The organism is Paroceanicella profunda (assembly GCF_005887635.2).
In the GTDB taxonomy this organism is placed as follows: Bacteria; Pseudomonadota; Alphaproteobacteria; order Rhodobacterales; family Rhodobacteraceae; genus Paroceanicella; species Paroceanicella profunda.
In genome coordinates, this window is sequence record NZ_CP040822.1 from 67622 (window position 1) to 91812 (window position 24191).

At 69.3% G+C, this 24191-nt stretch carries 22 protein-coding genes; 10 read left to right on the forward strand and 12 right to left on the reverse strand.

Annotation, left to right across the window (positions count from 1 at the left end):
* Positions 1–127: 127 nt before the first annotated feature.
* From FDP22_RS22965 to FDP22_RS22995, 7 genes are all read right to left on the reverse strand, one after another.
* On the reverse strand, positions 128–1627 hold the full coding sequence (locus FDP22_RS22965) for an oligosaccharide flippase family protein (protein ID WP_138578688.1): 1500 nt from the start codon (positions 1625–1627) through the stop codon (positions 128–130).
* Positions 1628–1984: 357 nt separating this feature from the next.
* Positions 1985–2803 (reverse strand): sulfotransferase family 2 domain-containing protein, encoded by an 819-nt coding sequence (locus FDP22_RS22970; RefSeq protein ID WP_138578686.1) that lies wholly within the window; start codon positions 2801–2803, stop codon positions 1985–1987.
* Positions 2804–3066: 263 nt separating this feature from the next.
* Positions 3067–4185, reverse strand: a complete 1119-nt coding sequence (locus tag FDP22_RS22975) for a flagellar basal body P-ring protein FlgI (RefSeq protein ID WP_138578684.1) — start codon at positions 4183–4185, stop codon at positions 3067–3069.
* A 91-nt stretch (positions 4186–4276) separates the two neighbouring features.
* Positions 4277–5284 (reverse strand): flagellin, encoded by a 1008-nt coding sequence (locus tag FDP22_RS25230; RefSeq protein WP_138578682.1) that lies wholly within the window; start codon positions 5282–5284, stop codon positions 4277–4279.
* A gap of 4 nt (positions 5285–5288) precedes the next feature.
* Positions 5289–6746, reverse strand: a complete 1458-nt coding sequence (gene flgK, locus FDP22_RS22985; protein ID WP_138578680.1) for a flagellar hook-associated protein FlgK — start codon at positions 6744–6746, stop codon at positions 5289–5291.
* A 37-nt stretch (positions 6747–6783) separates the two neighbouring features.
* The gene (locus FDP22_RS22990) at positions 6784–8073 is read right to left on the reverse strand and encodes a flagellar hook protein FlgE (RefSeq protein WP_138578678.1); all 1290 of its coding nucleotides are present in this window, start codon (positions 8071–8073) and stop codon (positions 6784–6786) included.
* Between the two features lie 142 nt (positions 8074–8215).
* Positions 8216–9076, reverse strand: coding sequence for a flagellar motor protein MotB (locus FDP22_RS22995; protein ID WP_138578676.1), 861 nt, complete (start codon positions 9074–9076; stop codon positions 8216–8218).
* 249 nt (positions 9077–9325) lie between these two features.
* Between FDP22_RS22995 and FDP22_RS23000 the strand changes: the two genes are divergently transcribed.
* The 10 genes from FDP22_RS23000 (at position 9326) to FDP22_RS23045 (ending at position 19522) form a co-directional block, all read left to right on the forward strand.
* A complete protein-coding gene (locus FDP22_RS23000) occupies positions 9326–10291 on the forward strand; it encodes a FliM/FliN family flagellar motor switch protein (protein ID WP_138578674.1) in 966 nt (321 codons plus the stop codon).
* On the forward strand, positions 10288–10563 hold the full coding sequence (locus FDP22_RS23005) for an STAS domain-containing protein (protein WP_138578672.1): 276 nt from the start codon (positions 10288–10290) through the stop codon (positions 10561–10563). Before FDP22_RS23000 ends, FDP22_RS23005 begins: the two co-directional genes overlap by 4 nt.
* Positions 10560–10919 carry a response regulator gene (locus FDP22_RS23010; RefSeq protein WP_118137335.1) on the forward strand — a complete coding sequence of 120 codons (360 nt, stop codon included), beginning with the start codon at positions 10560–10562 and terminating at the stop codon, positions 10917–10919. Before FDP22_RS23005 ends, FDP22_RS23010 begins: the two co-directional genes overlap by 4 nt.
* Before the next feature lie 16 nt (positions 10920–10935).
* Positions 10936–13077, forward strand: a complete 2142-nt coding sequence (locus tag FDP22_RS23015; protein WP_138578670.1) for a chemotaxis protein CheA — start codon at positions 10936–10938, stop codon at positions 13075–13077.
* Positions 13074–13562 (forward strand): chemotaxis protein CheW, encoded by a 489-nt coding sequence (locus FDP22_RS23020; RefSeq protein WP_138578668.1) that lies wholly within the window; start codon positions 13074–13076, stop codon positions 13560–13562. The genes FDP22_RS23015 and FDP22_RS23020 overlap by 4 nt, the downstream gene beginning before the upstream one ends.
* Before the next feature lie 65 nt (positions 13563–13627).
* Positions 13628–16573 carry a methyl-accepting chemotaxis protein gene (locus FDP22_RS23025; RefSeq protein ID WP_138578666.1) on the forward strand — a complete coding sequence of 982 codons (2946 nt, stop codon included), beginning with the start codon at positions 13628–13630 and terminating at the stop codon, positions 16571–16573.
* 2 nt (positions 16574–16575) lie between these two features.
* Positions 16576–17439: a CheR family methyltransferase gene (locus tag FDP22_RS23030; protein WP_138578664.1), complete on the forward strand. Its 864-nt coding sequence runs from the start codon at positions 16576–16578 to the stop codon at positions 17437–17439.
* Complete coding sequence (locus tag FDP22_RS23035; RefSeq protein ID WP_138578662.1) at positions 17436–18032, forward strand: chemoreceptor glutamine deamidase CheD; 597 nt, start codon at positions 17436–17438, stop codon at positions 18030–18032. Before FDP22_RS23030 ends, FDP22_RS23035 begins: the two co-directional genes overlap by 4 nt.
* Before the next feature lie 2 nt (positions 18033–18034).
* Positions 18035–19120, forward strand: coding sequence for a protein-glutamate methylesterase/protein-glutamine glutaminase (locus FDP22_RS23040; protein ID WP_430226188.1), 1086 nt, complete (start codon positions 18035–18037; stop codon positions 19118–19120).
* 21 nt (positions 19121–19141) lie between these two features.
* A complete protein-coding gene (locus FDP22_RS23045) occupies positions 19142–19522 on the forward strand; it encodes a response regulator (RefSeq protein ID WP_138578658.1) in 381 nt (126 codons plus the stop codon).
* 230 nt (positions 19523–19752) lie between these two features.
* Here the strand turns inward: FDP22_RS23045 and FDP22_RS23050 are convergent, their stop codons facing one another.
* From FDP22_RS23050 to fliF, 5 genes are read right to left on the reverse strand one after another with little or no spacing between them, the layout of a single operon-like run.
* Positions 19753–20838: a flagellar motor switch protein FliG gene (locus FDP22_RS23050; protein WP_138578656.1), complete on the reverse strand. Its 1086-nt coding sequence runs from the start codon at positions 20836–20838 to the stop codon at positions 19753–19755.
* Complete coding sequence (gene fliP, locus FDP22_RS23055) at positions 20835–21617, reverse strand: flagellar type III secretion system pore protein FliP (protein ID WP_138578654.1); 783 nt, start codon at positions 21615–21617, stop codon at positions 20835–20837. The genes FDP22_RS23050 and fliP overlap by 4 nt, the downstream gene beginning before the upstream one ends.
* Positions 21607–21933, reverse strand: a complete 327-nt coding sequence (locus FDP22_RS23060) for a FliM/FliN family flagellar motor switch protein (protein ID WP_138578652.1) — start codon at positions 21931–21933, stop codon at positions 21607–21609. The genes fliP and FDP22_RS23060 overlap by 11 nt, the downstream gene beginning before the upstream one ends.
* On the reverse strand, positions 21926–22528 hold the full coding sequence (locus FDP22_RS23065; protein WP_138578650.1) for a FliH/SctL family protein: 603 nt from the start codon (positions 22526–22528) through the stop codon (positions 21926–21928). The genes FDP22_RS23060 and FDP22_RS23065 overlap by 8 nt, the downstream gene beginning before the upstream one ends.
* An 11-nt stretch (positions 22529–22539) precedes the next feature.
* The gene (gene fliF, locus FDP22_RS23070) at positions 22540–24129 is read right to left on the reverse strand and encodes a flagellar basal-body MS-ring/collar protein FliF (protein WP_138578648.1); all 1590 of its coding nucleotides are present in this window, start codon (positions 24127–24129) and stop codon (positions 22540–22542) included.
* Between the last annotated feature and the right edge of the window lie 62 nt (positions 24130–24191).

Below are 24191 nucleotides of genomic sequence, written 5' to 3' on the forward strand. Positions count from 1 at the left end.
ATATCCGTGCGGTGAAGGAGGGGCGCCGGGCAGGACGACATCGGGCGGTGAAGGCAGGGGCTTCCCCTCGGGGGGGATCGACCCCCCGCTCGGGGAACGACGCGCGCCGCGCGCGGGCCCCGCTCCGCTATCTGCGGCGCAGGACGCGGGCCGGGAGGCGGGCGGCGCGCGCCACCACCACGGCCTCGATGCCGCCGGGCCGGCCGAAGACCCGCCACAGGCCCAGCGTGACGGCGAGAAACACCAGCATCGCTGCCCCGGCCAGCAGCGCGCAGGCCGCCACCAGCCCGACCCCGACCGGGATCCCCGCAAGCCAGGGCCCGCCCGCGAGCAGCACCCCGGCCATCGGCACCAGCGCCGCGGCAGGCCGCCAGACCGCCGCCGCCTGCCGGCCGAGCGACAGGCCGATCAGCCGGCGCACGATCAGCCCGGAGACCACGATCACCACGAGATTGGCCAGCGCGCGCGCCACGATCGCCCCCCAGATGCCGAACCACAGGATGCCCAGCAGCGTGGCCGGCAGCTTGAAGGCGAATTCCAGCACGATCTGCAGCGTGGTGTAGCGGGTGCGGTCGAGCACCATGGCGAGCGACTGCATGGGGCGCACCGGCAGCGGCATCAGCCCGCAGAGCGCGAGCCAGGTGAGCATCGGGGCGACCTCGATCCACTGCGGCCCCAGCGCCAGCCGCACGGCGGGCCCGGCCATCAGCGCGAGGCCCAGCAGCAGCGGCCCGGTGACGAAGACCACGGCGTTCGAGGCCTTGCAATAGGCCGCGCCCAGCGCCTCCGGCGCATGGGCCAGCGGCGCGAACCCGGCCATGAGCGGGCGCAGCAGCGGCACCAGGATGGCCTGGTAGGGGATGGTGGCGAGATCATTGGCCAGCGAGAACCGGCCGAAGAGCCCGGGCTCCAGGAAGCGGCCGAGCATCAGCTTGTCCATCTGCCAGTTGATGGCCGAGAACAGCTGGTAGAGGCTGTTCCAGCCCACCATGTCGGCGAAGCGGTGCCACTCCGAGAGGGTGAGGCGCGGCCGGTGCGGGGCCAGCACGTAGGAGAGCGAACTGGTGACCACCGGGGTGGTGACCGTGCCCGCGGCAATGGCCCAGTAGCTGCCCGTGCCCAGCGCCAGGCCGGCCGCGACGAGGAGCGCCAGGGTCTTGCCGGTGATGTCGAGGGCGGCCTCGCGGCGGAAATCCAGCCGCTGCATGAACAGCACCATGCGCGGGCTCATCATGCCGCGCATCACCGGGCCGAGGCCGAGCACCAGCAGCAGCGCGGTCAGCCGCGGCTCCTGGTAGAGGGCGGCGACGGGCCAGGCCAGCGCGCCGAGCAGCGCCGCGATCACCAGCCCGCGCAGCAGGCCCAGGGTGAGCGCGGTGTCGAACATCGCCACGCTCGGGTCCGTCACCCGCACGAGGGACTGCATCAGCGGCAGTTCCAGCACCGCCTCCACGATCAGCACTACGGTGAGCGCCATGGCCACCAGCCCGAAATCCTGAGGGCCGAGCAGGCGGGCGAGAATGAGCAGGAGGAGAAAGTCGATGGCCTTGGAGGCGAGCTTCCCGGCCACGAGCCAGATGCCGGCTCCGGCCGTCCGCTCGGACAGGCTGCGGGGATCATGTTTCATGGAATCACTTCGAACAAAGGGATCACGGGAACGGATGCGCCCGGGGGCGCGGGCCGACCGTCGGAAAATGCCGGGGCCGGGAACGGTGCGGGGTGGAAAGGACCGGCGCCGGGACCGGCCAGGCCTCCCCCCGGGGGGCAGCGACCGGCGCCGGGCACGCGGCCGGGATGACAGGCGGTGCGGATCAATTCCGGGTCGGGACCCCCCCTGCGCGACCGCTTCGCCGCACAGGACAACAGGCAGGGCCGCCACGAGGGTCTCCACGGGGCGGCGCAGGGGCGCAACGCCCCCCGGCACATGGGGCAAACCTACACCCGATGATGCGCCGCAACCAAGGAGAAATGCCCGGGGTGGGGCTCAGGCGCTTTGCGCCACCCGGAGCCTGCGGAACGCGTTCAGCGTGCTCTCCGTGCGGACGATCGTGTTGTAGAACGCGCAATCAAAGCGATGCTCTTCGGAGATGGCGTCGATCTCGGCCTCGCTGAGGTCGCTGCGACTGATGATCTTCGCATCCTCTCCGGTCACGTTCTGGCGCGAGGCACGCACCTCGATCTTCGCATCCATCGCATCGAACAACTGCTGAATGAAACCGTTCATCCGGTTCTGCGGGGCGAAGGCGAACTCCACCGGCTTGCCGCCGGGCGAGCGCAGCAGGCCGCCATCCATCGTCAGGCCACCGAAAAGCTGGCGCGACATCGGGCTGCCCCCGAACTGCTCACTGCGCCAGAAGCTCTCGAAATCGGGGAACCGCCGCCGAAAATCCTCATACCACGTATGAGCCGGGGAGGAATTGTAGTTGTAGTGGGACACCAGACGATCAATCGGATCGCGAATGACGCATGCGACAACAATCCGTTCTTCCGGGATGTGATCCAAAATCTCATAAGTGCTGAAATGGCCCGTATAGAACTGGCACTTTTTATCACGGACGTCACCGAAATAGGAGCGGATACTCCCTGGGATATCCTTGTGGTCGACATGGAATGATTTGAAGTGAGCCTTGAACGGCTCGTAGAAGGAGACTCCGGCAGTTTTTGGAACGTGACAGTGAACAATGCAGTCAAAATATTTCTTATTTTTGAATGCGTCTCCAAGGCGCCAAGTGGATTCCATGAGGTACCGGGAAATTGACCTCCCATCTTCTTCCGATGTGAGATTATCTAGGGTTCTCTTCATTTTATCATGACCTCTTTCGGTATCAATTGATGATCCCGCAAGCCTACTGAAGGCATCATCCGCCTTTTCGCTACTTACAATTACGCGGAGTGTCCAGACACTTATGGGTCGGGTCCTGCTGACGCAGAGTGGTTGCGCAGGCCCTGCCAGAGCCGGATTGCGGCGCGTCCGCCACGGGCATCACAGGGCGCGCACGGCACCTGCCATTCCTGACGCTCCGGCATCCGTGCGGCCGTGCCGGCCCTTGCCCGGATCACGCCGGGCTATTGTACCACGAAATCGGCGTGGAGGGCGCCTGCGACCTTGATGGCCTTGAGGATGTCGATCATGTCGCGCGGCGAGATGCCGAGGGCGTTCAGGCCCTGGACGAGCTGGGAGAGCGAGACCGTGTCGTCGACCACCGCGAGCTGGGTGCCGGCATCGGCCTGGATCTCGGCATCCGTGCGCGGCACGACCACGGTGTCCCCGCCGCGGGTGAAGGGGTTGGGCTGCACGACGAGCGGCGTCTCGGAGATGCGCAGGGTCAGGTTGCCCTGGGCGATGGCCACGCGCGAGACGCGCACGTCATTGCCCAGAACGATGGTTCCCGAGCGCTGGTCGACCACCACGCGGGCGCGCTGATCGGGGGTGACCTCGATGTTCTCGAGCCGGGCGATGAGCTGGGCCGGGGGCACGCCCGAGGCGGCGAGATCGAGCTGGACGGTGCCGGAATCCTGCATGCGGGCGATGTTGCGCCCCAGGCCGGTGTTGATGGCGGTGGCGATGCGGCTGGCGGTGGTGAAATCCGGGTCGCGCAGGGCGAGGCGCAGGTTTTCCATCGTGGCGAAGTTGAACGGGATCTCGCGTTCCACCCGGGCACCGCCGGGGATGGTGCCCGCGGTGGGCACGCCCTGGGTGACACTGGCGGCCGCGCCCTGTGCCACGACGCCGCCGGCCAGGATGCCGCCTTGCGCGACGGCGTAGATCTGGCCATCCGCGGCATTGAGCGGGGTCATGATCAGCGTGCCGCCGAGCAGGCTCTTCGCATCGCCGATCGCCGAGACGATCACGTCGATGCGCGAGCCGGCGCGGGCGAAGGGCGGCAGCGTGGCGGTGACCAGGACCGCGGCGACGTTCTTGGGGCGGAACTGCTCGCCCGAGACGTTGATGCCCAGCCGCTCCAGCAGGTTGGCGAGGGCTTCCTCGGTGAAGGGGGCGTTGCGCAGCCCGTCGCCGGTGCCGTTCAGCCCGACGATCAGCCCGTAGCCGACCAGGTCGTTGCCGCGCACGCCATCGACTTCCACGAGGTCCTTGATCCGGGCCGAGGCGGCCTGGCCCGTGCCGGGGAAGGCGGCGGTCAGCAAGGCGCAGAGCGCCAGCAGGAAGCGGGCGGTGCGGGTCATGGGCAGGGCCTTTCGCGGCAGGCGGGGCAAGTGTCAGGCATGGGGGTCGGCGGTGTGGCAGGGGCCCGGGCGGGCGGGGGCATTGCGCGGATCACCTCAGGTAGAGGGTGAGCGACATGGAGGTGAGCCGCGAGGTGACGGTATAGAGCGAGGCGAGCTGGCTCTCGAGTTCGGCGAAGCGGGCCGCGGTCTCGTAGGGATCGACGGCGATCATCTCGGAGCGGGCCAGTTCGAGGGCGGATTGCTCCGCGGTGGTGCGGGTGGCCGCATCCTCGATCCGGGCTTCCTGGACGCCCAGCGCATTGCCGAGTTCGACCACGGCGAGGCGGGCGTTCACGATCACGGTGCCCGCGTCCTGCAGCAGCAGGGCCTGGGCGGGGGCATCGTCGGCGAAGTCGGATTCGACGGCCATCACCGCGGTGGCAAGCCCCTGCATGATCCGGCGCAGGGGCTCGGCATCGGCGCGCAGGGCGTAGTCGGCGTATTCGCCGTCCCCGGTTTCGACGGCCGGGGCGTTCTGGGTGGCGCCGCGATAGGCGGAGGTGGCGAAGCCGCCGGCGGGGTCGTTGAAATAGGTATCGATGGCCGCGAGGGCGGAGGTGGCGTCCGGGGCGGCATCGACCAGGGTGCGGATCTCGGCGATCATGTCTTCGGAGGAGATCAGCGGCGTGGTGTCGACCGCCGCGCCGGCGAAAAGGCTGCGCCCGGCGAAGGAGGCATTGAGCGTGCTGACGACCGAGCCGAGGCCGTTGCGCGCCTGGCCGGCCTCGGTTCGCGCGGCAATGAGGTCGTTGCGGCCGATCTCGGCGAGCAGGTCGATCCCGACATCGACGGTGGTGGCGGTGATGGTCTGCAGGCTCGACTGGGTGAGCGCCGAGCGCGAGGCGGCCAGCGACAGCGTGTCGGTGCGCGCGGTGAGCCGCGCGATCCGGGTCTCGATGCCGTAGAGACGGCGCGGGTCGCCGCCCGTGGCCTCGAGGATGTCGGTCTTGCGGAAGGTGGTGAGCTCGGTGCCCGCCCGTTCCAGCGCGGCGGAGAGCGAGGCGTTGCTCCGCGACAGGCGCAGGTGGGAGAGCAGGTCGGGGGTGGTGCCGATCATGGTGTCAGATCTCCAACAGCTGCTGCAGCATTTCGTCGATGGCGGTGATCACCCGCGCGTTGGCGGCATAGGCGGTCTGGACCAGGAGCAGGTCCTGCATCTCCTGGTCGGTGTCCACGCCGGTGAGCGAGAGTTCGTGTTCGCGCAGGGCGCTGGCCTGGCCGGAGGCGTAGCTGGCCGTCGCGTCGCGCGTTGCCGCCTCGCCGAGGACCAGCGAGGAGAGTTCGGAGGCGAGGGTGGCGGCGGAGAAGGTGCCGCTCACCCCGGTGACGGCGCTGGCCGGGAGGCGTTCGCTGAACGCCGCGTCCATGGCGCGCAGCAGCGTATCGTCGCCCGACAGGCCCTGGGTGACGGCGTTGATGCCGTCGCGCAGGCGCCACAGGCTGCCGCCCCGCGACGGGTCGACCGCGGCATTCACCTCGATCCGCCCGGCGAGGCCGGTGGTGTCCAGCGGGTCCAGCGCACTGCCGGCGTCGGTGAACAGGCCGGGGTCGCCGACGGCGAGGGTGGTGTCGACCGCGGGGTCCTCGAAACGGGCGACGAGATCGGCGGCGAGCGCGTCGAGCCGGGCCGTCGCCTCCGGGAGGGCGACGTCGCGCAGCTCGAACGCGGCGGCGAGGCGGCCGCCCTCGAGCATGCCGGAGCCCTGGCCGATGTCCATGTCCCGGCCGTTGAGGGTGAGCCCGGAGAGCCCGCCGGAGGCCAGGGTCATGTCGGCGGTGATGGTGGCGGTGCGCTCGAAGCCCAGTTCAAAGGCGCGGCCGTCGAGCAGGGTGGCCCCGCCGGCGGAGTAGAGCGCCACCTGGTCATTGCGGCGCGCGACGCGCAGCGGGATGATCTCGTTCACCTCGTCGATCAGGCGCTGGCGCTCGTCCTCGAGGGCGGCGGTATCGGCGCGGGCGGAATTGCGCACCAGGATCTCGCGGTTGAGATCGGCGATGGCGGCAAGGTTGGTGTTCACGGTGGTCACGCCGGCGTCGATGGCGCCGTCGGCCTCCTCGCGCAGGGCGCGGGTTTCGGCGGCGGCGGAGTTCAGCGCGCCGGCATAGGCGCGGGCGGTCTCCAGCAGGGTGCCCTGCAGGGTGGTGGATTCAGGAGTGTCGCCGAGGGTGGCGAGAGCGGTGCCGAAGGCGGTGGCGCGGGTGGCGAGGGCGCCGTCGGCCCCGGGTTCGCCGATGACTTCGGCGAGGCGGGCGAGGGCGCTCGTGAGCAGGGCGCTGCCGCTTTCGAAGGCTTCGGCCCGGCGCCGGTCGGCGGTGGCGCGGAGGTCCGTGGCGCGCGAGATGCCGTCGACGCGCACCCCGCCGCCGGAATTGCCCACCATCCGCGAGGACAGCGCGACCGACCGTCGGGCGAAGCCGTCGGTCATCGCGTTCGCCACGTTGTCGGAGACCGCCCCGGCCCGCCGGGAACTGGCGACGAGGCCCGAGTAGGCGTTGTTGAGGGCCTGGCTGATGCTCATCGCTCTGCTCCTTCAGGGACGCGGGCCGGCGGGCCGGTCAGCGCTTGAGATTGGTGGTTTCCTGCAGCATCTCGTCGACGGTCTGGATGACCTTGGCGTTCGAGGAATAGGCGCGCTGGGTCTGGATCATCTGGGTGAGTTCGGCAGCGATGTCGGTGGCCGATTCCTCCAGCGCGTAGCCGTTCACCTCGCCTGTCGGGCCGGCACCGGCGTCCCAGAGGTAGAACTGGCCCGATTCCTTGGTGACCGAGAAGGTCTGGTTGCTCTCGGCCTTCAGCCCGTTAGTGTTGGGCACCGAGACCAGGGGCACCTGGTAGATGGTGCGGGTGAAGCCGGTGTCGTAGATGGCGTTCAGGAAGCCGTTCTGGTCGATCTCGACATCGGTGAGCGTGCCGGCGGGCGCGCCGTCCTTGAAGATGCCCACCGGGGCGAATTCGGCGGCGAGCTGGGTGAGGTTGTCGGTATCGCCCGGCGCGCCGATGTCCACGGTCAGCGCGTTGCCCGAGGAGAGCGTGAGGGAGAGCTTGCCCGTGGTGATGTCATAATTGGTGAGCGGGGTCACGCTGAGCAGGGCGCCGCCCATGCCGGCGGTGTCATCGAAGGTGACGGTGATGGTGTCGAGCACGCCGCCCGTATCGGAGAATTCCACCGTCCACTCATTGTCCGCGGCCCCCGTGGGGGTGAAGGTGGTGGTGAGGGTCTGCGAGGCGCCGAGCGTGTCGTAATACTCGATGGGCAGTTCCAGCGTGTCGCCGGCGGTGCCCGCGGTGACCGCGTCCTGGGCGGCGGTGGCCGGCAGGTTCACGCCGAGCTCGATCTCCGATGTCTCGCGCGCGGAGTAGCCGGAGGCGATCCGGATCGGTTCGAGCCCGCTGGCGCTGTCCCGGGAGTTGGACGGGATCGAGCCGTCGGTACTTGCCGCCCAGCCCATCAGGACCAGGCCGGAGGCGGTGGTCAGGTAGCCCTGTTCGTCGGCGCGGAACGAGCCGGTGGTGGTGAGCAGCAGCGGCGGGTTCAGCACGCCGGCGCCGATGGCCGAGATGGTGCTGACCGGCAGCATCCCGACGCCGGAGACCGCGATGTCGGTGGAATTCGTCGTGCCGACCAGGGTGCTCTTGCCCGAGACTTCCCGATAGCTCTGTGCCCGCACGCCGCCGGCGGTGTAGCTGCCCGCGCTCTCGGTGAGCACGAGGGAGGAGAAGTCCGTGCCGGCGCGCTTGTAGCCGTAAGTGGCCGAGTTCGCGATGTTGTCGGAGATCGTCGCGAGGCGCGAGGCGTTGGCGAACAGCCCGGTCACGCCGGCATTGAGCGAGGAGGAGATGGTCATGTCTTTCCCTTCGGCGGAAGCAAACGGCTCTCTGATGTGGCATGACCCCAGCGGGCCCGGCTCTGCCTTCCATCTCTGCCCCCCGAGCCCTTAAGGCTCTCCTAACCGTGAGGACGCGGGCCGGTGGGGAAATGCATCGCATTCAAGGCGTTTTGCTGCGCTCGAGATCGGTGCGCAGGAAGGTGATGGCGATGCGGCGATTCTGCGGGGCGAGGGGGTCCTCCACGGCGGGAGAGCTGGCCCCGTGGCCGGTGATGCGGCGAAAGCGCGTGCTGGCGATCCCGTCGGATTCCAGCAGGCGGCGCGCGGCCTGGGCGCGGTCGGTCGAGAGCTCCCAGTTGCCGTAGCCCGTGCCGGCGAAGGGCAGGGCGTCGGTGTGGCCCTCCACCGCGATCGGGTTCTGCAGCAGGCCGCCCACCTCGGCCACCAGGTCGAGCAGGGCGCGCATCTTCACCGAGGGCTCCGCCGTGCCGGGGCCGAACAGCGGCGGGCCCTCGCGGTCGACCAGCTCGATGATCAGCCCCTCGTCGGTGACGCGGGTGGAGATGTGGGTGAGCAGCTCGTCCTCCACGTCGCTCTCCCCGCTGTCGCCGCGCAGGAGATTCTGGACCGCGGAGAAGGCCTGGTCCTCGTGGCTGGGATCGGCGCTCTCGTAATCCCTGTCCGGCTCCTTCTCGTCGTTGGTGCCGTCGCCGCGGTAATCCTCGCGCGCGCCGATGCCGCTTTCGGTGAGCTCGTCATCGGCGGCCACGGTCTTGCCCGCGAACAGCCCGTCACCGCCGGAGGAGAGCCGCGAGATCGGGATGCTGGGGCTGAAATAATCCGCCAGGCCCTTCTTCTGGTCCTCCGTGGTGGCGTTGAGCAGCCACATGAGCAGGAAGAAGGCCATCATCGCGGTCACGAAATCCGCGTAGGCCACCTTCCAGGCGCCGCCGTGGTGACCCTCTCCCGCGACGATCTTCTTGCGCTTGATGATCGGTCGCGCGTTGTCTCCCTTGGCCACCCTCGCCTCCTCGCGATCCTCGTTCTGCCTGCAGGCTCGGGCGGAAAGCTTGCCAAGCGGTTGCCGCGCCGCCGCGCGGATCGCGACAATTCGAGAGGCTTTCGGCACGCGCTTAAGCCCTTGGCAATAGAGAGCGGCGAAAACTCCGGCCTCGTTCCCGGACCGCTGGTGTGTCCGGGCCCCGGAGATCCCCCTGGAACAGGTGCGGCCCCCCGGGTGGCGGAGAAGCCGTTCGAGGCAGGGGACCAGATGAGCGAAGCCGGGCAGACCATCGTTGCGCGAAAGATCAGCTCGGCGCGCGTGAGCCGCTCCCCGATTCCCCAGGTGGAGATGATCGGCGAGGATTTCGCCAAGCTGCTGGACGACCGGCTGCGCAGGCTGCTGCGCACCATCACCTCCTCGATCATCCTCGATTGCGAGGTGCGCAAGCTCTCCCGGGTGCTCGAGGCGATTCCGGTGCCGGCGATGCTGGGCGTGGTCGACGTGAAGAACTCGCCGGCCGCCGCGCTGGTCAACATCTCCAACGACCTGATCTATCACATCGTCGATCTGCGCATGGGCGGGGACACCGAGCAGTCCCCGGTGCCCACCGCGCGCTCGATCACGCCGCTCGACTGCGCGCTGTGCTCGGATTTCGTCAATGCGCTGATCGGCGCCTTCACCCAGGCGATCAGCATGTATCTCGGCGCGCCGGAAATGGAATGGATGTCGCTGCGCCAGTTCGAGCAGCACGTCACCATGGCCCGCATCGCCCCGGACAATGCCGACGTCCTGGTGCTCAACGTGAGCCTGGACATCGGCGAGGCGGCGCGTTCGGGGGATTTCGACATGGTGATCCCGCTCTCCGTGCTCGACAGTTTCAAGGCCGCCTCGCAGCGCCGCCCGCAGGACGCGGCGGAGCGCAACATGCTCGACCTGTGGTCGAACCGGATGAGCCGCGCGGCGCGCGAGGCCCCGGTGCGCATCACCTCCGTCATCCACCGCCTGCACCTCGACCTCGGCTCCATCCAGGCCTGGAGGGAGGGCGACGTGCTCGAGATCCCGGCTGCGGGCCGCAACCGCATCGAACTGATGCTGAGCGGGCAGGACGAGGTTCCCATCGCCATCGGACGGCTGGGAGCCTTCGAGGAACAGAAGGCGGTGAAGCTCACGCTCCCGCCCGACCCCGACTTCGTGAAGCACATCCGCAGCCTGACAGGAGAGCCCGGCGCATGACACCGACACACACCTTCCCGCCCCGGCCGACCTTGCCGGCGGCGGAGGCCTTTCTGGCCGAGATGCGGGAGACCTCCGCAGCCCCGGTCATCGACGCGAGCACCGTCGAGGACCTGCCCACCGCCTTCGTCCTGGCCCTCACCGCCGTCGGGCGGGCGCTGGGCGAGCATGGCGACAAGATCAGCGTGATCCGGCCCAGCGCCGGGTTTGTCGATGCGTTTTCGGATCTCGGTCTGTTCCAGGACCTGATGAAGATGGAGTTCTGCCAATGAAACGGATTCTGGCCGTGGATGATGCCGTATCCCTGCGCAACATGTTGTGCGATTGCCTGCGCGGTGCCGGGCACGACGTCTATGAGGCCGGCAACGGCCAGGAGGCGCTGGACCAGCTCAAGGCGCACAAGCCCGACATCGTGATCACCGACCTCACCATGCCGGTGATGGACGGGCTCGATTTCATCGAGGCGGCGCGCAAGGAGCCCGAAGGTCAGGGCCTGCCGATGCTGCTGCTGACCACCGAGACCGCGGACCGGCTCAAGCAGCGCGCCCGCGCCGTGGGGGCCACCGGCTGGCTCACCAAGCCCTTCGACCCCGACCAGGTTCTCAAACTGGTCGACCAGCTGACCTGAACGAAGGGAGCGTGACATGGCGATGGACGATGCAGAAGACTATCAGGCGATCTTCTTCTCGGAATGCTCCGAGCTGCTGGTCGACCTGCAGGAACGGCTCGACGAACTGCTCGACGGGGGCGGATCGATGGATACGGTGAACGCCGCCTTCCGGGCCGTGCACTCGATCAAGGGTGGCGCGGCGGCCTTCGGCTTCCGCGACCTCATCGCCTTCGCGCATGTCTTCGAGACGGTGATGGACCAGGTCCGGTCCGAGACGCTCGAGCTCACGCCGGAAGTGTGCAGCATCCTGATGCGCGCCGGCGACGTGATCGCGGTGCTCGTGGAGCATGCGCGGGACGGGGGCGAGCTGCCGGAGGAGCGCGTGGAGCGCGTCCTGGGCGAATTGCGCGAGCTGGGCAATCTCGAGGCCCCGGCGGAAAAGCCCGCCGAGGCGGCGCCCGCCCCCGTGGCGGAGGAGGTGCTCGAGGAGGGTGGCTTCCACGAGTTCTCCGTGACCATCACCATCAGTGACAACTTCCTGTTCTCGGGGCACGACCCGCTGAAGATGATCCGTGCGCTGAAGGCGCACGGGCTCTCCAGGGTCACGCCGCCCGAGACCATCGCGCCGCTGGCCGAGATCGATCTGCACGCCGGCGGGCTGACCTGGACGCTCGACTTCGAGAGCGATGCGCCGGCCTCGGCGCTCGACGGGTTCTTCGACATCTACCGGCATGCCGCCGACATCGACGTGATCCTGCCCGCCCCCGAGGAGGGGGCGGATCCCGCGGGGGAGTCTGAAGCGCCGCCGGCAGCGGCGGCTCCTGCGCAGGCCCCGGCGGTAGCGGCTCCGCCCGCGGAGGCTGCCCCGGCCAGGCCGGCCGCGGCCTCCGGTGGCGGCGGGCGCGGTGCCGGCGCGGCCGGCGGCGGCAACGGCGGCGGGAGCAGCGGCGGCGACGGTGGCGAGCATCCGGTCGAGAAGCCCAAGATGGCCAAGTCGCTGCGCGTCGAGCTGCCGCGCATCGACCGGCTGGTGAACCTCGTGGGCGAGATCGTCATCACCCAGGCGGTGATGGCCCAGAAGCTCTCGGAGATCGACACTTCCGGAAATCTCGAGCTCGGCCACGCGGTCGAGAGCATGACCCGCCAGACCCGCGAGCTGCAGGAAAGCGTGATGGCGATCCGCGCGCAGCCGGTGAAATCGGTGTTCCAGCGCATGCCGCGCGTCGTGCGCGACCTGTCGGACACGCTGAAGAAGGAGGCGCGGCTGGTGCTCGCGGGCGAGCATACGGAGGTCGACACCACGGTGATCGAGGAGCTTGCCGAGCCGCTCACCCACATGCTGCGCAACTCGATGGACCACGGGCTGGAGGGCAATGACGAGCGCGAGCAGCTCGGCAAGTCGCGCATCGGCACCATCCGCCTTGCCGCCGAGCATCGCGGCGAGCGGGTGATCATCTCGATCGAGGACGACGGCCGCGGCATCAACCGCGAGCGGGTGCTCTCCAAGGCGATCGAGAAGGGGCTCGTGCAGCCCGAGGAGCAGCTCACCCCGGACGACATCGACAACCTGATCTTCCATCCCGGCTTCTCGACCGCCTCCGAGATCTCCTCGGTCTCGGGCCGCGGCGTGGGCATGGACGTGGTCAAGAAGAAGATCCAGACCCTCGGCGGCCGCTGCACGCTCAGGAACGTGCCGGGCAAGGGCCTGAAATTCATGATCACCCTGCCGCTCACCCTCGCGGTGCTCGACGGGATGACCATCTGCGTCGGCGACCAGCGTTTCATCCTGCCGCTGTCCTCGGTGATCGAGGCGCTCAGGATCGAGGACGACCAGACCGAGGCCCTGCCCAATGGCGGCCGGGTGATGTTCCTGCGCGGCCAGTACCTTCCGCTGATCTCGCTGCGCCAGGCGCTGCGGGTCGAGGGGCCGGTGCACCACGAGGACATGGCCATCGTGGTCGACACGGAAACCAACGGCCTGGTGGCGCTGCTCGTCGACGAACTCATCGGCCAGCGGCAGGTGGTGCTCAAGAGCCTCGAGGCGAATTTCCGCCGCGTCGAGGGTGTCTCGGGGGCCACCATTCTCGGCGACGGCCGCGTCGCCCTCATCCTTGACGTTCCCGCGCTTGTAAGAGGCGGTCCCGGGGCGTCTTCCGGCATGGAGATGTACCATTGAGCGATTTCGGCCTCCAGCTCGACGATCCGCAGGCCCAGGGCAGCGGACGCTCGAAACAGTACGTGACCTTCCTGGTGGGCGACCGGGTATACGGCGTCGACATCAAGCAGGTGCGCGAGATCAAGCAGTGGTCGCCGACCACCGCCTTGCCCAACCAGCCGCATTTCACCCGCGGCGTGCTGAACCTGCGCGGCACGATCGTGCCCGTGCATGACCTGCGCGCGCGGTTCAGCGGCGAGATGACGGAGGCGACGGAGAACCACGTGGTGGTGATCGTCGCGATCCGCGAGCAGACCGTGGGTGTGCTGGTCGATGCGGTCTCGGACATCGTCGCGGTGTCCTCCGACGAGATCCGGCCCGTGCCTTCCTCCGCCGGTGAGGGCGATACCAGCGCGATCTCGGGCCTGGTGAACACCGATGAGGTGATGGTTGCGCTGCTCGACCTCGCCTCGCTCTTCGGAACCCCGGGTTTCGAGACGCTCTGACCGCCCCGTCCCTTCGCCAACGGAACCTTGCCATGCGCATATTGCCCTCTGCCCTGTCCCGGAGCATGAGAACCCAGCTCACCATCATGGTGACGGGCCTGTGTCTTGTCATCGCCCTGGCGGTGGGCGGGATGAGTTATTTCAGTGCCCGGGACGCGGCACTCGCGCGGTCGGAGGCGGCTCTGAAGGCCAGGGCCGTGCGCGAGGCCGCGGCGGTGGCGGAGTATCTGTCCGGGGCCCGGTATGACCTGGAGTATCTCGCCGGCTCGGTGCGCGCGGGAGGGGGGGTGGCGGCCCTCCGGACGGGCTGGGAAACGGCAGACCCCGCCGCGATGCGCCGGCTCTACCTGGAGGGCAATCCCAATCCGGTGGGCAGCCGGCAGAAGCTCGACGATGCCGGCGACGGCTCGGCCTATTCGGCCGCCCATGCCCTCTGGCACCCGACCCTGCGCGCCTTCCAGCAAAACCGGGGGTATTACGACCTGTTCCTGATCGGGCCCGCGGGCCGGGTGCTCTACACGGTCTTCAAGGAGGCCGATTTCGGCGATGATCTCTCCAGGGCGCCACTGTCCTCCTCCGGGCTCGGGGAGGTCTACGCACGGGTGCGCGACGCCGGGCCCGGCGGCGGCGTGGCCTTCTCGGACTTCCGTCCCTACGCGCCGAGCGCCGGCGTGCCGGCAAGCTTCATGGCGCTCGGAATCTGGGGCGATTCCGGCGCGCTGGAGGGGGTGATTGCGGCGCAGATTCCCTCCGACCGCATCGAGGCCCTGCTCAAGGCCGAGGATGATCCGGACACGGGGCGCTACTCCTTCCTGATCGGCGCCGACGGCCTGCTGCGCAGCGACACGGACCTCACGACGCAGGACGACATCCTGTCCACCCGCTTCGACACCAGCACCCTGGAGGGGGATATCGACGTCGTGCCGGGCCTTGCCGGCACGCTGTCGCATGTCGCCATTGCCCCGGTTCAGCCGGTGCCCGGCTTCGGGTCGGGCGGCGGCTGGAGGCTGGTTTCCCAGGTGCCCGAGGAGGTGTTCCTCGGCCCGGTGCGCCAACTGGGCATGAGGATCCTTGCGATCTCGGCGCTGCTCGTGCTCGTCGCGGCTGTGCTGGGCTTCCTGCTCGCGCGCAGCTTCACCCGCCCGATCCTGGGCATCACCCAGGCGGTAAAGGTGCTTGCGGAGGGCAAGACGACCGATGTGCCCGGCTCCGGCCGGTCCGACGAGATCGGCGACCTGTCGCGCTCCCTCTTCGCGATCCACGAGGCCTCCGCCGAGGCCAAGCGCGTGGGGGCCGCGGTCGAGAGTTCCTCGGCGCTGTTCCTGCTCGCGGACGAAAACCGCCAGATCGTCTATCTCAACGGCGCACTGAAACAGACGCTGGAGAGTTCCCGGCCGTTCTTCGAGAAGCAGATCCCCGGCTGGGACGGCAGCTTCATCGGTCGCTATCTCGACACGTTCGGCCGCGGCGGCGTGCTGGAGCGGCGCAATCTCGAGGTGATGGATCATCCGATCTCCAGCGAGCTGAGCTTCGATGACCGGATGTTCGAGATGATCCTCGCCCCGGTCCTGCTCGATGACGGCACCCTGCTGGGCTATGTCACGCAATGGACCGAGCGGACCCGCCAGCGCCAGGCCGAACAGCAGATCGCGGCGATGATCGCGGCGATCGGCTCCGGGGACTTCTCCCGCCGGGTCGAGATCCAGGGCCAGGACGGCTTCATCCGCGAGGCGGCCCAGGGCGTCAACCGGATCGGCGAACTGGTGAGCGGCTTCCTCGGGGAGCTCGACACCGTGCTCTCCGCCCTTGCCGAAGGGGACATGACCGGGCGCATGGACATGTCGCGGGGCGGCCAGTACCAGCGGCTTGCCGAGGTCACCAACCGCAGCATCTCCACCCTGAGCGACCTCGTGGTGCGCATCTCCGCGGCCCAGGGCCGGATGACCAGCACCAGTCAGGCCATCCTCACCGGGGCGACCGATCTTGCCAAGCGGGCCGAGGAACAGGCCGCCTCGCTTGAGGAAACGGCCGCGACCATGGAGGAGATGACCGCCAACGTGCGCGCCAGCGCCGAGAATGCCACCAAGGTGACCGGGCTTGCCCGCGATGCGGCCGGGCGCGCCAGCGAAGGCCAGGAAGTGGTGAGCAACGCGGTCTCGGCCATGGTCAAGATCGAGGAGAGTTCCGGCAAGATCTCCGACATCACCGCGGTGATCGACTCGATCGCCTTCCAGACCAACCTTCTGGCGCTGAACGCGGCCGTCGAGGCGGCGCGGGCCGGCGATGCCGGCAAGGGCTTCGCCGTGGTGGCCTCCGAGGTGCGCACGCTCGCGCAGCGCTCCAGCCAGGCCGCCCGCGACATCAAGGATCTGATCCAGGACAGCTCGGCCCATGTCACCCGCGGCGTGGACCTGGTCAAGGGCACCGGCACCGCGCTCACGGGCATCGTGGAATCGATCACCCGCGTGGCCGGGACCATCGAGGAAATCTCCAATGCCAGCCGCGAGCAGTCGAGCGGCATCGAGGAAATCTCGAGCGTGGTCAGCAGCATGGACGAGCGCACCCAGGCCAATGCCCAGGTTGCGGAGGAGAGTGCCGGTTCCGCCCGCCAGATCAGCGAGGTCGCCGGCGAACTGGGCACGCTGATCGGGGTCTTCCGCACCGGCAAGACCGCGGCCACGGCCACGGTGTCCGGGCCTGCGCGGCGTCCGGCCTCGGCCCCCGCCTCCACCGGGGGCGAGCAGCATCAGGATGCGGAATGGGAGCGCCTCGCCCAGGCCCGGCGCGCCAGGCCGACCGCCTCTTCCACGTCGCCCTCGGCCAGCCCGGCAAAGCCGCCCGCCGCGCGCGCCGCCGCCAAGCCGGCAAAACCGGCCGCAGCGGCACGCCCTGCCGCCAAGCCGCCCGCACCGCTGCCGCGGGCCCCGCAGGCCCCCGCCGCCCGGCCGCGCGTTGCGGCGCCGGCTGCCCCCGCTGCGTCGCAGCGTGATGACGATTGGTCGGAGTTCTGAACATGTCGGTTGCCCCTCGCCCCTCCTCCACGCCTGCCACGACGGATGCCGGTCGCGAGGCAATTCTCTCCGAGGCCAATTTCCGCGCCATCAGCGAGCGGGTCTACCAGCTCACGGGCATCGTGCTGAAGGAGCACAAGCGCCAGATGGTCCATACCCGGCTCAGCCGGCGGTTGCGCGCGCTTGGCCTGCAGGATTTCGACAGCTATCTGCGCCTGCTCGACTCTCCGGAAAGCGCGACGGAGATCGGGGAGCTGATGAATGCCATCACCACCAACCTCACCTCCTTCTTCCGCGAGAGCCATCATTTCGACCATCTGCGCCGCGAGGTGGTCGAGCCCTGCATGGCGCAGGGGGCGTCGCGCTTCCGCATCTGGTCGGCGGGGTGTTCGACGGGCGAGGAGCCCTACACGATCCAGATGACCATGCAGGCGGCCGGTGCGCTTGCCCATCGCTGGGATTACCGGCTTCTGGCGACCGACCTCGACAGCAACGTCCTGGCCCGGGCCGCGGCGGGGGTCTATGCGGCCGACCGGGTGACGGGCGTGCCCCCTGCGGTGCTCTCCGCGGCGGCCAGCTCGCGGCCGGACGGGACGATCGAGATGCGCCCGGTGCTCAAGGCGCCGATCCGTTTCCGCCAGCTCAACCTGCTGCATCAATGGCCGGTAAAGGGCCCGTTCGACGCCATTTTCTGCCGCAACGTACTGATCTACTTCGACGCGGAGACCAAGCTCGGCATCGTTGATCGCTTCGCCGACCTGCTTGCCCCGCATGGGGCGCTCTACCTGGGACATTCGGAATCCCTTCTCGGCGAACACCCCAAGCTTCTGTCCTGCGGACGGACCACCTACAGGAGACGCGCATGAGCACTGCTGCCGACCGCGGCCGCCCGGGCCATTTCTGGGACCCCAAGATCAACGCGATGACCCAGACGGTCCTGCCCGGTTTCCATGCCGTGACCGACGAGAAGGACCTCGCCCTCGTCACGCTGCTCGGCTCTTGCGTGGCCGCCTGCATCCGTGACCCCCAGCTCGGGGTGGGCGGGCTCAATCATTTCCTGCTGCCCGGCGATACGAACGGCGACCAGAAATCGGCCCGCTACGGCGTGCACGCGATGGAGGTCCTGATCAACGACATCCTCAAGCGCGGTGGCTCCAAGGGGCGGCTCGAGGCGAAGGTCTTCGGCGGCGCCAACGTGATCGACGTCTCCGCGGCCGAGACGGTGGGAGACCGCAATTCGCGTTTCGTCGCCGATTACCTGCGTCGTGAGGGCATCCGCATCACCGCCCAGGATCTCGGCGGTGACCGGGCGCGCCGGGTGTTCTTCTTTCCCGATTCCGGGCGCGCCTCGGTGCTGAAGCTGCCGATCGCGGACAACCGGCGCCTGCGCAACGAGGAAATGGCGCTGCGCAGCAAGGCCCAGGCCGCGCCGAAGGCCGGCGGCGTGGAGCTGTTCTGATGATGCGGGGGGGGCGTCCGATCCGCGTCGTCGTTGTCGATGACAGCTCGCTGATGCGCGCGATGATCCGCTCGGCCCTCTCGGGGGAGGGCGATATCGAAGTGGTGGGCCTTGCGGCGCATGTCGGCGAGGGGCGGGAGATGATCCGCAACCTCGATCCCGATGTGATCACCCTCGATGTGGAAATGCCGGGGATGAGCGGGCTCGATTTCCTCGAGAAGATCATGACCTTGCGGCCGACGCCGGTGGTCATGGTCTCCTCGCTCACCGCCCGCGGCACCGAGACGGCGCTCGAAGCCCTGTCGATCGGGGCTGTCGATGCCATCGCCAAGCCGGACAGCCCGCAAGCCACTGCGGCCTGGGGGCCGCTGCTGCGCGACGTGGTCCGGGTGGCCGCCGCGGCCCGGGTGCAACGCCGGGCCGTGCGCGCGCCGGTGGCGCGTGCCGCGGCGGCGCCCCCGGCGTCCGCCCGCCGGCCCGCCGCCGCGCCGACCGGGCGCCGCATGGTCGCGATCGGCGCGTCGACCGGCGGCGTGGGCGCGCTGGGCCAGCTCTTCCAGGTGCTCGGGAGACGCTGTGCCTTGCCCATTCTCATCACCCAGCACATGCCCGCCGGCTACACCGAACGCTTCGCCGGCCGGCTCGCGACCGAGACCGGGCTCGACGTGGCCGAGGGCCGCGACGGGGAAATCATGCGGGCCGGAATGATCCGCATCGCCCCTGGCGACCGGCACATGACTGTCGCGCGCAGTGGCGCAGGCCTCATCGTGCAGGTCGGCGGCACGGAGCCGGTCTCCGGTCATTGCCCTTCGGTCGACCGGTTGTTTCATTCCGTGGCCCAGGCTGCGGGGGAGCAGGCGCTGGGCGTCATCCTCACCGGCATGGGCCGGGACGGAGCCGACGGCCTCCTGGCAATGCGCCAGGCCGGCGCACGCTGCCTTGGCCAGTCCCCAGACAGTTGCGTCGTCTACGGCATGCCCAAGGCGGCAATGCAGCTCGGTGCGGTGGCCGAGGAACTCAACATCCCCGCTCTCGCGGAGCGGATCGCGGCGCAGGGCAGCGCCGGATCCGCCCGCCATGCCATGTGACCCCAAGCAAGGAGACCTCCCATGCCCGCAGCCAAATCTCTCAAAGTCCTCGTCGTCGATGACCAGCAAACCATGCGGGGCCTCGCCCGGCAGGCGCTCAAGCATATCGGGGTGGTCGATGTGTCTCTCGCCGCCACCGGCGAAGGCGCGCTCGACGTGATGAACACCAAGATGTTCGACGTGGTGATCTCGGATCTCAACATGCCCGGGCTTTCCGGGCTCGACCTGGCGCGCAAGATCAAGAGCCATCCGGTGTTCAACCGAATCCCGGTCTTCCTCGCGACGTCCGATGCCTATCGCGACCAGGCGACGGCAGATCTCGTGGATCAGTTCGTGGCCAAGCCCTTCAGTGCCGCGGACATGCGCAAGGCGCTCGAGGCGCATCTCGGGGCGCTGAGCTGAGCCTCTCTCCGGGATGGTGGCACACGGGCCCTGACCGGGGGCCGTGAAGAGCAGGCGGGCAGGTGGCGATGAGCCTCTGCCGCCTTTCGGGAAGGCTGGATGGGCCCGGGGGCACCCGTCGTCCCGGATCCCGGCCGCTGACAGGGGACGGAGGGACCGCAGGGTCCCGACGCGGATCCGGAGGCGGGGGGCAACGCCCCTCTCCGACGGATCCGCTTCCCGTTCCGGGGTCAGTCCTCGTCCGAGGCCTCGGGCTGGTTGAGCCGGATCGCGCCGCGTTGCGAGAGGCCCTGAATCGCCTTTACCAGTTCGGCCTGGGCCGCCTCGCCTTCCTTCAGCGGCGGAGCCTGCATGGCGGCCAGATCCTCGGTCATGCGCTCCGAGAGGCGCTTGGAGAGATTGCCGAGGATGAATTCCACCACTTTCGGGTTGGTCTCCATGCCGGTCTTGAGGGCTGCCATGAGCACCGGCTCCTCCAGTTCGCGGGTGATCTGGGTGACGTCCCGCCCGACCACACGGCTGACGATGTCCCCGAAGGTGAACATCACGCGCTGCACCTCGGCGGCGAAGACCGGCTCGTCCTCCTCCAGCTGCGCGAGGAACTGCTCGCGCGCGGCGCTGGAGACGTGGTTCATCAGGCCGGCGAGCAGTTCGGCCGGCTTCTTCGTGCCGCTCTCGCGCTGGATGACGGAGAGGAACTCCTCCTCGATCACGCGCTTGACCTGCTCGAGCACCAGGTGGTCGACCCGCGGCACCCGGCTCATGCGCAGCACGATGATCTGGGCGATCTCGCCGGGAAGGCGTTCCAGGACGCGTGCCGCGCGGTCCGCGCGCATGCGTCCGAGGATCACCGAGCCGATCTGCGGGTGTTCGGCGGCGATGAAATTGGCCAGGGACCCCACCGGCGCATTGCCCAGCTTGTCCCAGATCGACAGCCGGACATTGCCGTGCACATCCTCCATGATGCGGTCGTATTCTTCCTGGTCGAGGGCCTCGGAGAGGATCTTGCGCGCGGTGATGATTCCGCCGGAGACCTCATAGTCCCCGCCGAGTTCGGTGAGGAATTCATGGCTGACCTGGTCGAGCACCTGCGCCGGGATCCGGCCCATGGTGGAAATGGTGCGCGCGAAGCGCCGGACATTGGCCTCGCCGAGTTCCTTGAGCACGCCGGCCGCCTGCATCGGGCCGAGGGCGGCGATGATGATCGTCGCCTTCTGGGTCGGGGTGAGCTCCTCGGTGGCGCGTTCCTCGCCATCGATGCGCGCAAGGGCGAGGGACTGGCGCGCGAGCGCGGGGAGATTGTCCGGAGCGCTCATGTGCCGTAGCTCCGCACCAGGGCGCCGGCGAGCAGGCTCCAGCCGTCGGCGAGCACGAAGAAGCCCAGCTTGAAGGGCAGGGAGACCACTGCGGGCGGCACCATCATCATTCCCATCGACATCAGGATCGAGGCGACGGCGAGGTCGATCACCAGGAAGGGCAGGAACACCAGGAAGCCGACCTCGAAGCCGCGGGTGACTTCGGAGAGCAGGAAGGCGGGCACCAGAACGCCGAAGCTGACCGGCGCGTCCGGCGCGGTCTGCGCCAGGCGCTCGGGGGCGGCGGCGCGCATTTCGGCGACGGTGTCCGGGTCGACCCGCCCCTCCATGAACCGGCGGAAGGGCAGGGCGGTGGCCTGCAGGGCGGCCTCGGGTTCGACCGTGCCTTCGAGCAGCGGGGATACCCCGCTCTCCCAGGCCTCGGTGAAGACCGGTTCCATCACGAACCAGGTGAGAAACAGCGCGAGGCTCACGATCAGCATGTTGGGCGGCGCCTGCTGGACGCCGACCGCCTGGCGCAGGATCGAGAGCACCGTGACGATGAAGGGAAAGCAGGTCACCATGATGGCGATGCCCGGCGCGAGGCTCAGCAGCGTGACGATGGCGAAGAGCTGGATCGCCCGGCCGGTCAGCGAGGCGCCCTCCGCCCCTTCCGCGCCGAGATCGAGGGTGAACTGCTGGGCCGCGGCGGGCCCGGCGAGCAGCAGAAGCGCCAGGGTGCCGAGCAGCACTGCCCGCCCGGCCGGGAGCGGGCGGGGGCAGGAGGGGTCAGATGCCATTCGAGAGATCTTCGATTTCCGTGAGACGCACGCCGAGCCGGCCGCTGTCACCGTCCATTTCCTGCAGTTCGCCGCGCGCGATCAGCCGCTCGCCGATGTAGATCTCCACCGGGTCCTCGATCTTGCTGTCGAGCGGCAGCACCGAGTCGCGGCGCAGGTTCACCAGTTCGCTCACCAGCGGCCGGGCCTTGCCTACCGAGATGATCACCTCGATCGGCACGCCGAGCACCGCGCTCGAGCGGCGCCGGTTCTGCGCCGGCTCGGTGGTCTTGGCTGGCACGCCCGCGTCCGGGGTGAGGTCGTCCTGATCATCCATGGGTCTGTTTCCTTGTGTCCTCGGCCGGGGGGGCTTCGGCGAGGAACCGGTCCACCGCCGTGAGGGCTCCGGCCATGCTGGCCTCGAGATCGATCTCGTCGAAGCCCGAGGCCCAGACGATGCGGGCCTCCAGTGCCCGGCGTTCCGGATCGGGACGGATGTCGACGCCCGGCGCGAGCGTGCTGCGCAGCCGCTCGGCCATTTCGGGGGCAACGAGGATGGCCACCCGCTCCTGCGGGGCATGGCGCAGCGCCGCGTCGAGCCGGTCGGCGATTTCATGGGCGAGCCCCGCCCGGGCCAGGGCCGGGCTGATCGCGGCGGCGAAGGAGCGGATCAGCGGGTGGAGCGCGCGCAGCACCGCCGAGCGCGCCTCCTGCCCGCCGATGTCGTGGTCTGCCAGCGCTTCGGAGATCTGGCCGAGCAGCATCCGCAGCTCGGCATCGCCCGCCGCCATGGCCGCGGCCGCCCCCTCCTCGTAGCCGCGGGCATGGGCCTCGCTGCGCGCCCTGGTGAGGGCACGTTCCATCTCGGCGGTGTCGACGGTGGGGCGCGGGGCCGGGCGCGGCGCGGCGGCGGAGAAGTTTTCCAGGGACATCACGGCCTGTCTCATGCGGCATCCTCGCCCGGTTCACGGGTCTCCAGCCAGTTGCGCAACAGCAGCGTCGCCTCTTCCGAACGCTCGGCGATGGCCTCGCGCAGGGTGAGCAGGCGCGCTTCGGATTCGGGGGTGGGCCCGAGCACCTGCTGGGCGGCCTCCAGCGAGGCCGCGAGTTCCTCGGGGTTGATCATGCCCTGGCCGTCCTCCAGGGCATCCCCATCGGCCTGCGTGAGGGCCACGGGCGGGGCGGCGAGCATCGGGCGCAGCACGAAGAGCCCGAGCAGCAGGGCCACGCCGGCCAGCACGCCGAGCTGGATCAGCGTCATCGCGTTCACCGCGAAGAGGTCGAACACTCCGGCTTCGGCGCGGGTGCCGAGCACCGGCTCGGGGGAGAATTCGAGGCTGTCGATGGTCACCACGTCGCCGCGGGCCTCGTCGAAGCCGACCGCGGAGCGGACCAGTTCGCCCAGGGCCACGAGTTCGGCCTCCGGGCGCTGGGTCCAGGTGGTGGTGCCGTCCGCCGCGGTGGTGGTGAGGCCGTCCACCAGCACCGCGACCGAGAGCCGGCGCACGTCTCCGGGCATGCGCACGCGCTCGCGGCGCACTTCGGAGACCTCGAAATTCGAGCGCCCGCGGGTCTCGGAGCTGGAGCGTTTCGAGGTCTGCCCGCCCTGGCCGGCCTGGGCCGGGTCCGGGAGCTGGGAGGCGACGGTGACGCCGCCGGGCCCGTTGCCTTCGGAGGATTCGCTCTTCTCGCTGGTCTCCTCGGCGATGGCGACACGGCTGGCCGGATCGATCACCCGCTCGGAGACGGTCTCGCTCTCCATCACCGTGTCCACGGTGACCTCGACCACTGCCTTGCCGTCTCCGACACGCGCGGCGAGCAGGCGTTCGAGCTTGGCGCGCAGCTCCTCGGCGCGGCCGGTGCCGGAGAGGTCCTTCACCTGGGCGGGCGCATCGTCTCCGGCCGCGAGGATCACGCCGGCGACCGAATCGATCACCGTCACGTTGTCCGGGTTGAGCCCGGCCACGGCGGAGGCGACGAGATAGCGTGCGGCCCGTGCCTGGGTCTCGTCGACGGTGCCGCCGCCGGAGGTGAGAATCACCGAGGCCGTGGGCGCCTTGTCGCGCTCGAAGGGCCGGCGGACCGGGTTGGCGATATGCACCCGCGCCGCCCGCATGCCCGGGGCGGCGAGCAGCGTGCGGGCAAGCTCGCCCTCCTTCGCGCGCCAGTAGGTGGCGTCGAACATCTCCGCCGTGGTGCCGAAGCCCGACAGCCCGTCCAGCAGCTCGTACCCGGCGATTCCCGTGGCCGGCAGGTTTTCCGAGGCGAGGCCGAGCCGCACCCTGTCCCGTTCGTCCGTGGGCACGTAGATGGCCTGCCCCCGCAGTTCATAGGGCACGCCTTTCTGTTCCAGCGAGGTGATCACCTCGGCGGCGGCACGGGGCTCCAGCCCCGCGTAGAGGAGCGCCATGGAGGGCGCACTTGCGAGACGCGCGAGAGCGATGACGACGGCGACGGTCGCCAGACCCGCCAGAATCGCCAGGATTCGCTTGCGCGCATCCATCTCCTTCCAGAGTGAGGCCAGTCGGTCCAAGGCAGGGTGCTCTCATTGCTAATCGCCTGAAGGGCCGTTCTGGCCCCCCTTCGCCTGGGGGG

What these genes read in the sequence shown, in the direction of transcription:
- FDP22_RS23005 (WP_138578672.1), top strand. Translation starts at nt 10,288, where the DNA reads ATGACACCGACACACACCTTCCCGCCCCGGCCGACCTTGCCGGCGGCG.
- FDP22_RS23035 (WP_138578662.1), top strand. Translation starts at nt 17,436, where the DNA reads ATGAGCACTGCTGCCGACCGCGGCCGCCCGGGCCATTTCTGGGACCCC.
- FDP22_RS22990 (WP_138578678.1), bottom strand. Translation starts at nt 8,073, where the DNA reads ATGACCATCTCCTCCTCGCTCAATGCCGGCGTGACCGGGCTGTTCGCC.
- FDP22_RS23010 (WP_118137335.1), top strand. Translation starts at nt 10,560, where the DNA reads ATGAAACGGATTCTGGCCGTGGATGATGCCGTATCCCTGCGCAACATG.
- FDP22_RS22965 (WP_138578688.1), bottom strand. Translation starts at nt 1,627, where the DNA reads ATGAAACATGATCCCCGCAGCCTGTCCGAGCGGACGGCCGGAGCCGGC.
- FDP22_RS23030 (WP_138578664.1), top strand. Translation starts at nt 16,576, where the DNA reads ATGTCGGTTGCCCCTCGCCCCTCCTCCACGCCTGCCACGACGGATGCC.
- FDP22_RS22975 (WP_138578684.1), bottom strand. Translation starts at nt 4,185, where the DNA reads ATGACCCGCACCGCCCGCTTCCTGCTGGCGCTCTGCGCCTTGCTGACC.
- FDP22_RS23025 (WP_138578666.1), top strand. Translation starts at nt 13,628, where the DNA reads ATGAGAACCCAGCTCACCATCATGGTGACGGGCCTGTGTCTTGTCATC.
- fliP (WP_138578654.1), bottom strand. Translation starts at nt 21,617, where the DNA reads ATGGCATCTGACCCCTCCTGCCCCCGCCCGCTCCCGGCCGGGCGGGCA.
- FDP22_RS23050 (WP_138578656.1), bottom strand. Translation starts at nt 20,838, where the DNA reads ATGAGCGCTCCGGACAATCTCCCCGCGCTCGCGCGCCAGTCCCTCGCC.
- FDP22_RS23060 (WP_138578652.1), bottom strand. Translation starts at nt 21,933, where the DNA reads ATGGATGATCAGGACGACCTCACCCCGGACGCGGGCGTGCCAGCCAAG.
- FDP22_RS23015 (WP_138578670.1), top strand. Translation starts at nt 10,936, where the DNA reads ATGGCGATGGACGATGCAGAAGACTATCAGGCGATCTTCTTCTCGGAA.
- FDP22_RS23040 (WP_430226188.1), top strand. Translation starts at nt 18,035, where the DNA reads ATGCGGGGGGGGCGTCCGATCCGCGTCGTCGTTGTCGATGACAGCTCG.
- FDP22_RS23045 (WP_138578658.1), top strand. Translation starts at nt 19,142, where the DNA reads ATGCCCGCAGCCAAATCTCTCAAAGTCCTCGTCGTCGATGACCAGCAA.
- FDP22_RS25230 (WP_138578682.1), bottom strand. Translation starts at nt 5,284, where the DNA reads ATGATCGGCACCACCCCCGACCTGCTCTCCCACCTGCGCCTGTCGCGG.
- flgK (WP_138578680.1), bottom strand. Translation starts at nt 6,746, where the DNA reads ATGAGCATCAGCCAGGCCCTCAACAACGCCTACTCGGGCCTCGTCGCC.
- FDP22_RS22970 (WP_138578686.1), bottom strand. Translation starts at nt 2,803, where the DNA reads ATGAAGAGAACCCTAGATAATCTCACATCGGAAGAAGATGGGAGGTCA.
- FDP22_RS23065 (WP_138578650.1), bottom strand. Translation starts at nt 22,528, where the DNA reads ATGTCCCTGGAAAACTTCTCCGCCGCCGCGCCGCGCCCGGCCCCGCGC.
- FDP22_RS23000 (WP_138578674.1), top strand. Translation starts at nt 9,326, where the DNA reads ATGAGCGAAGCCGGGCAGACCATCGTTGCGCGAAAGATCAGCTCGGCG.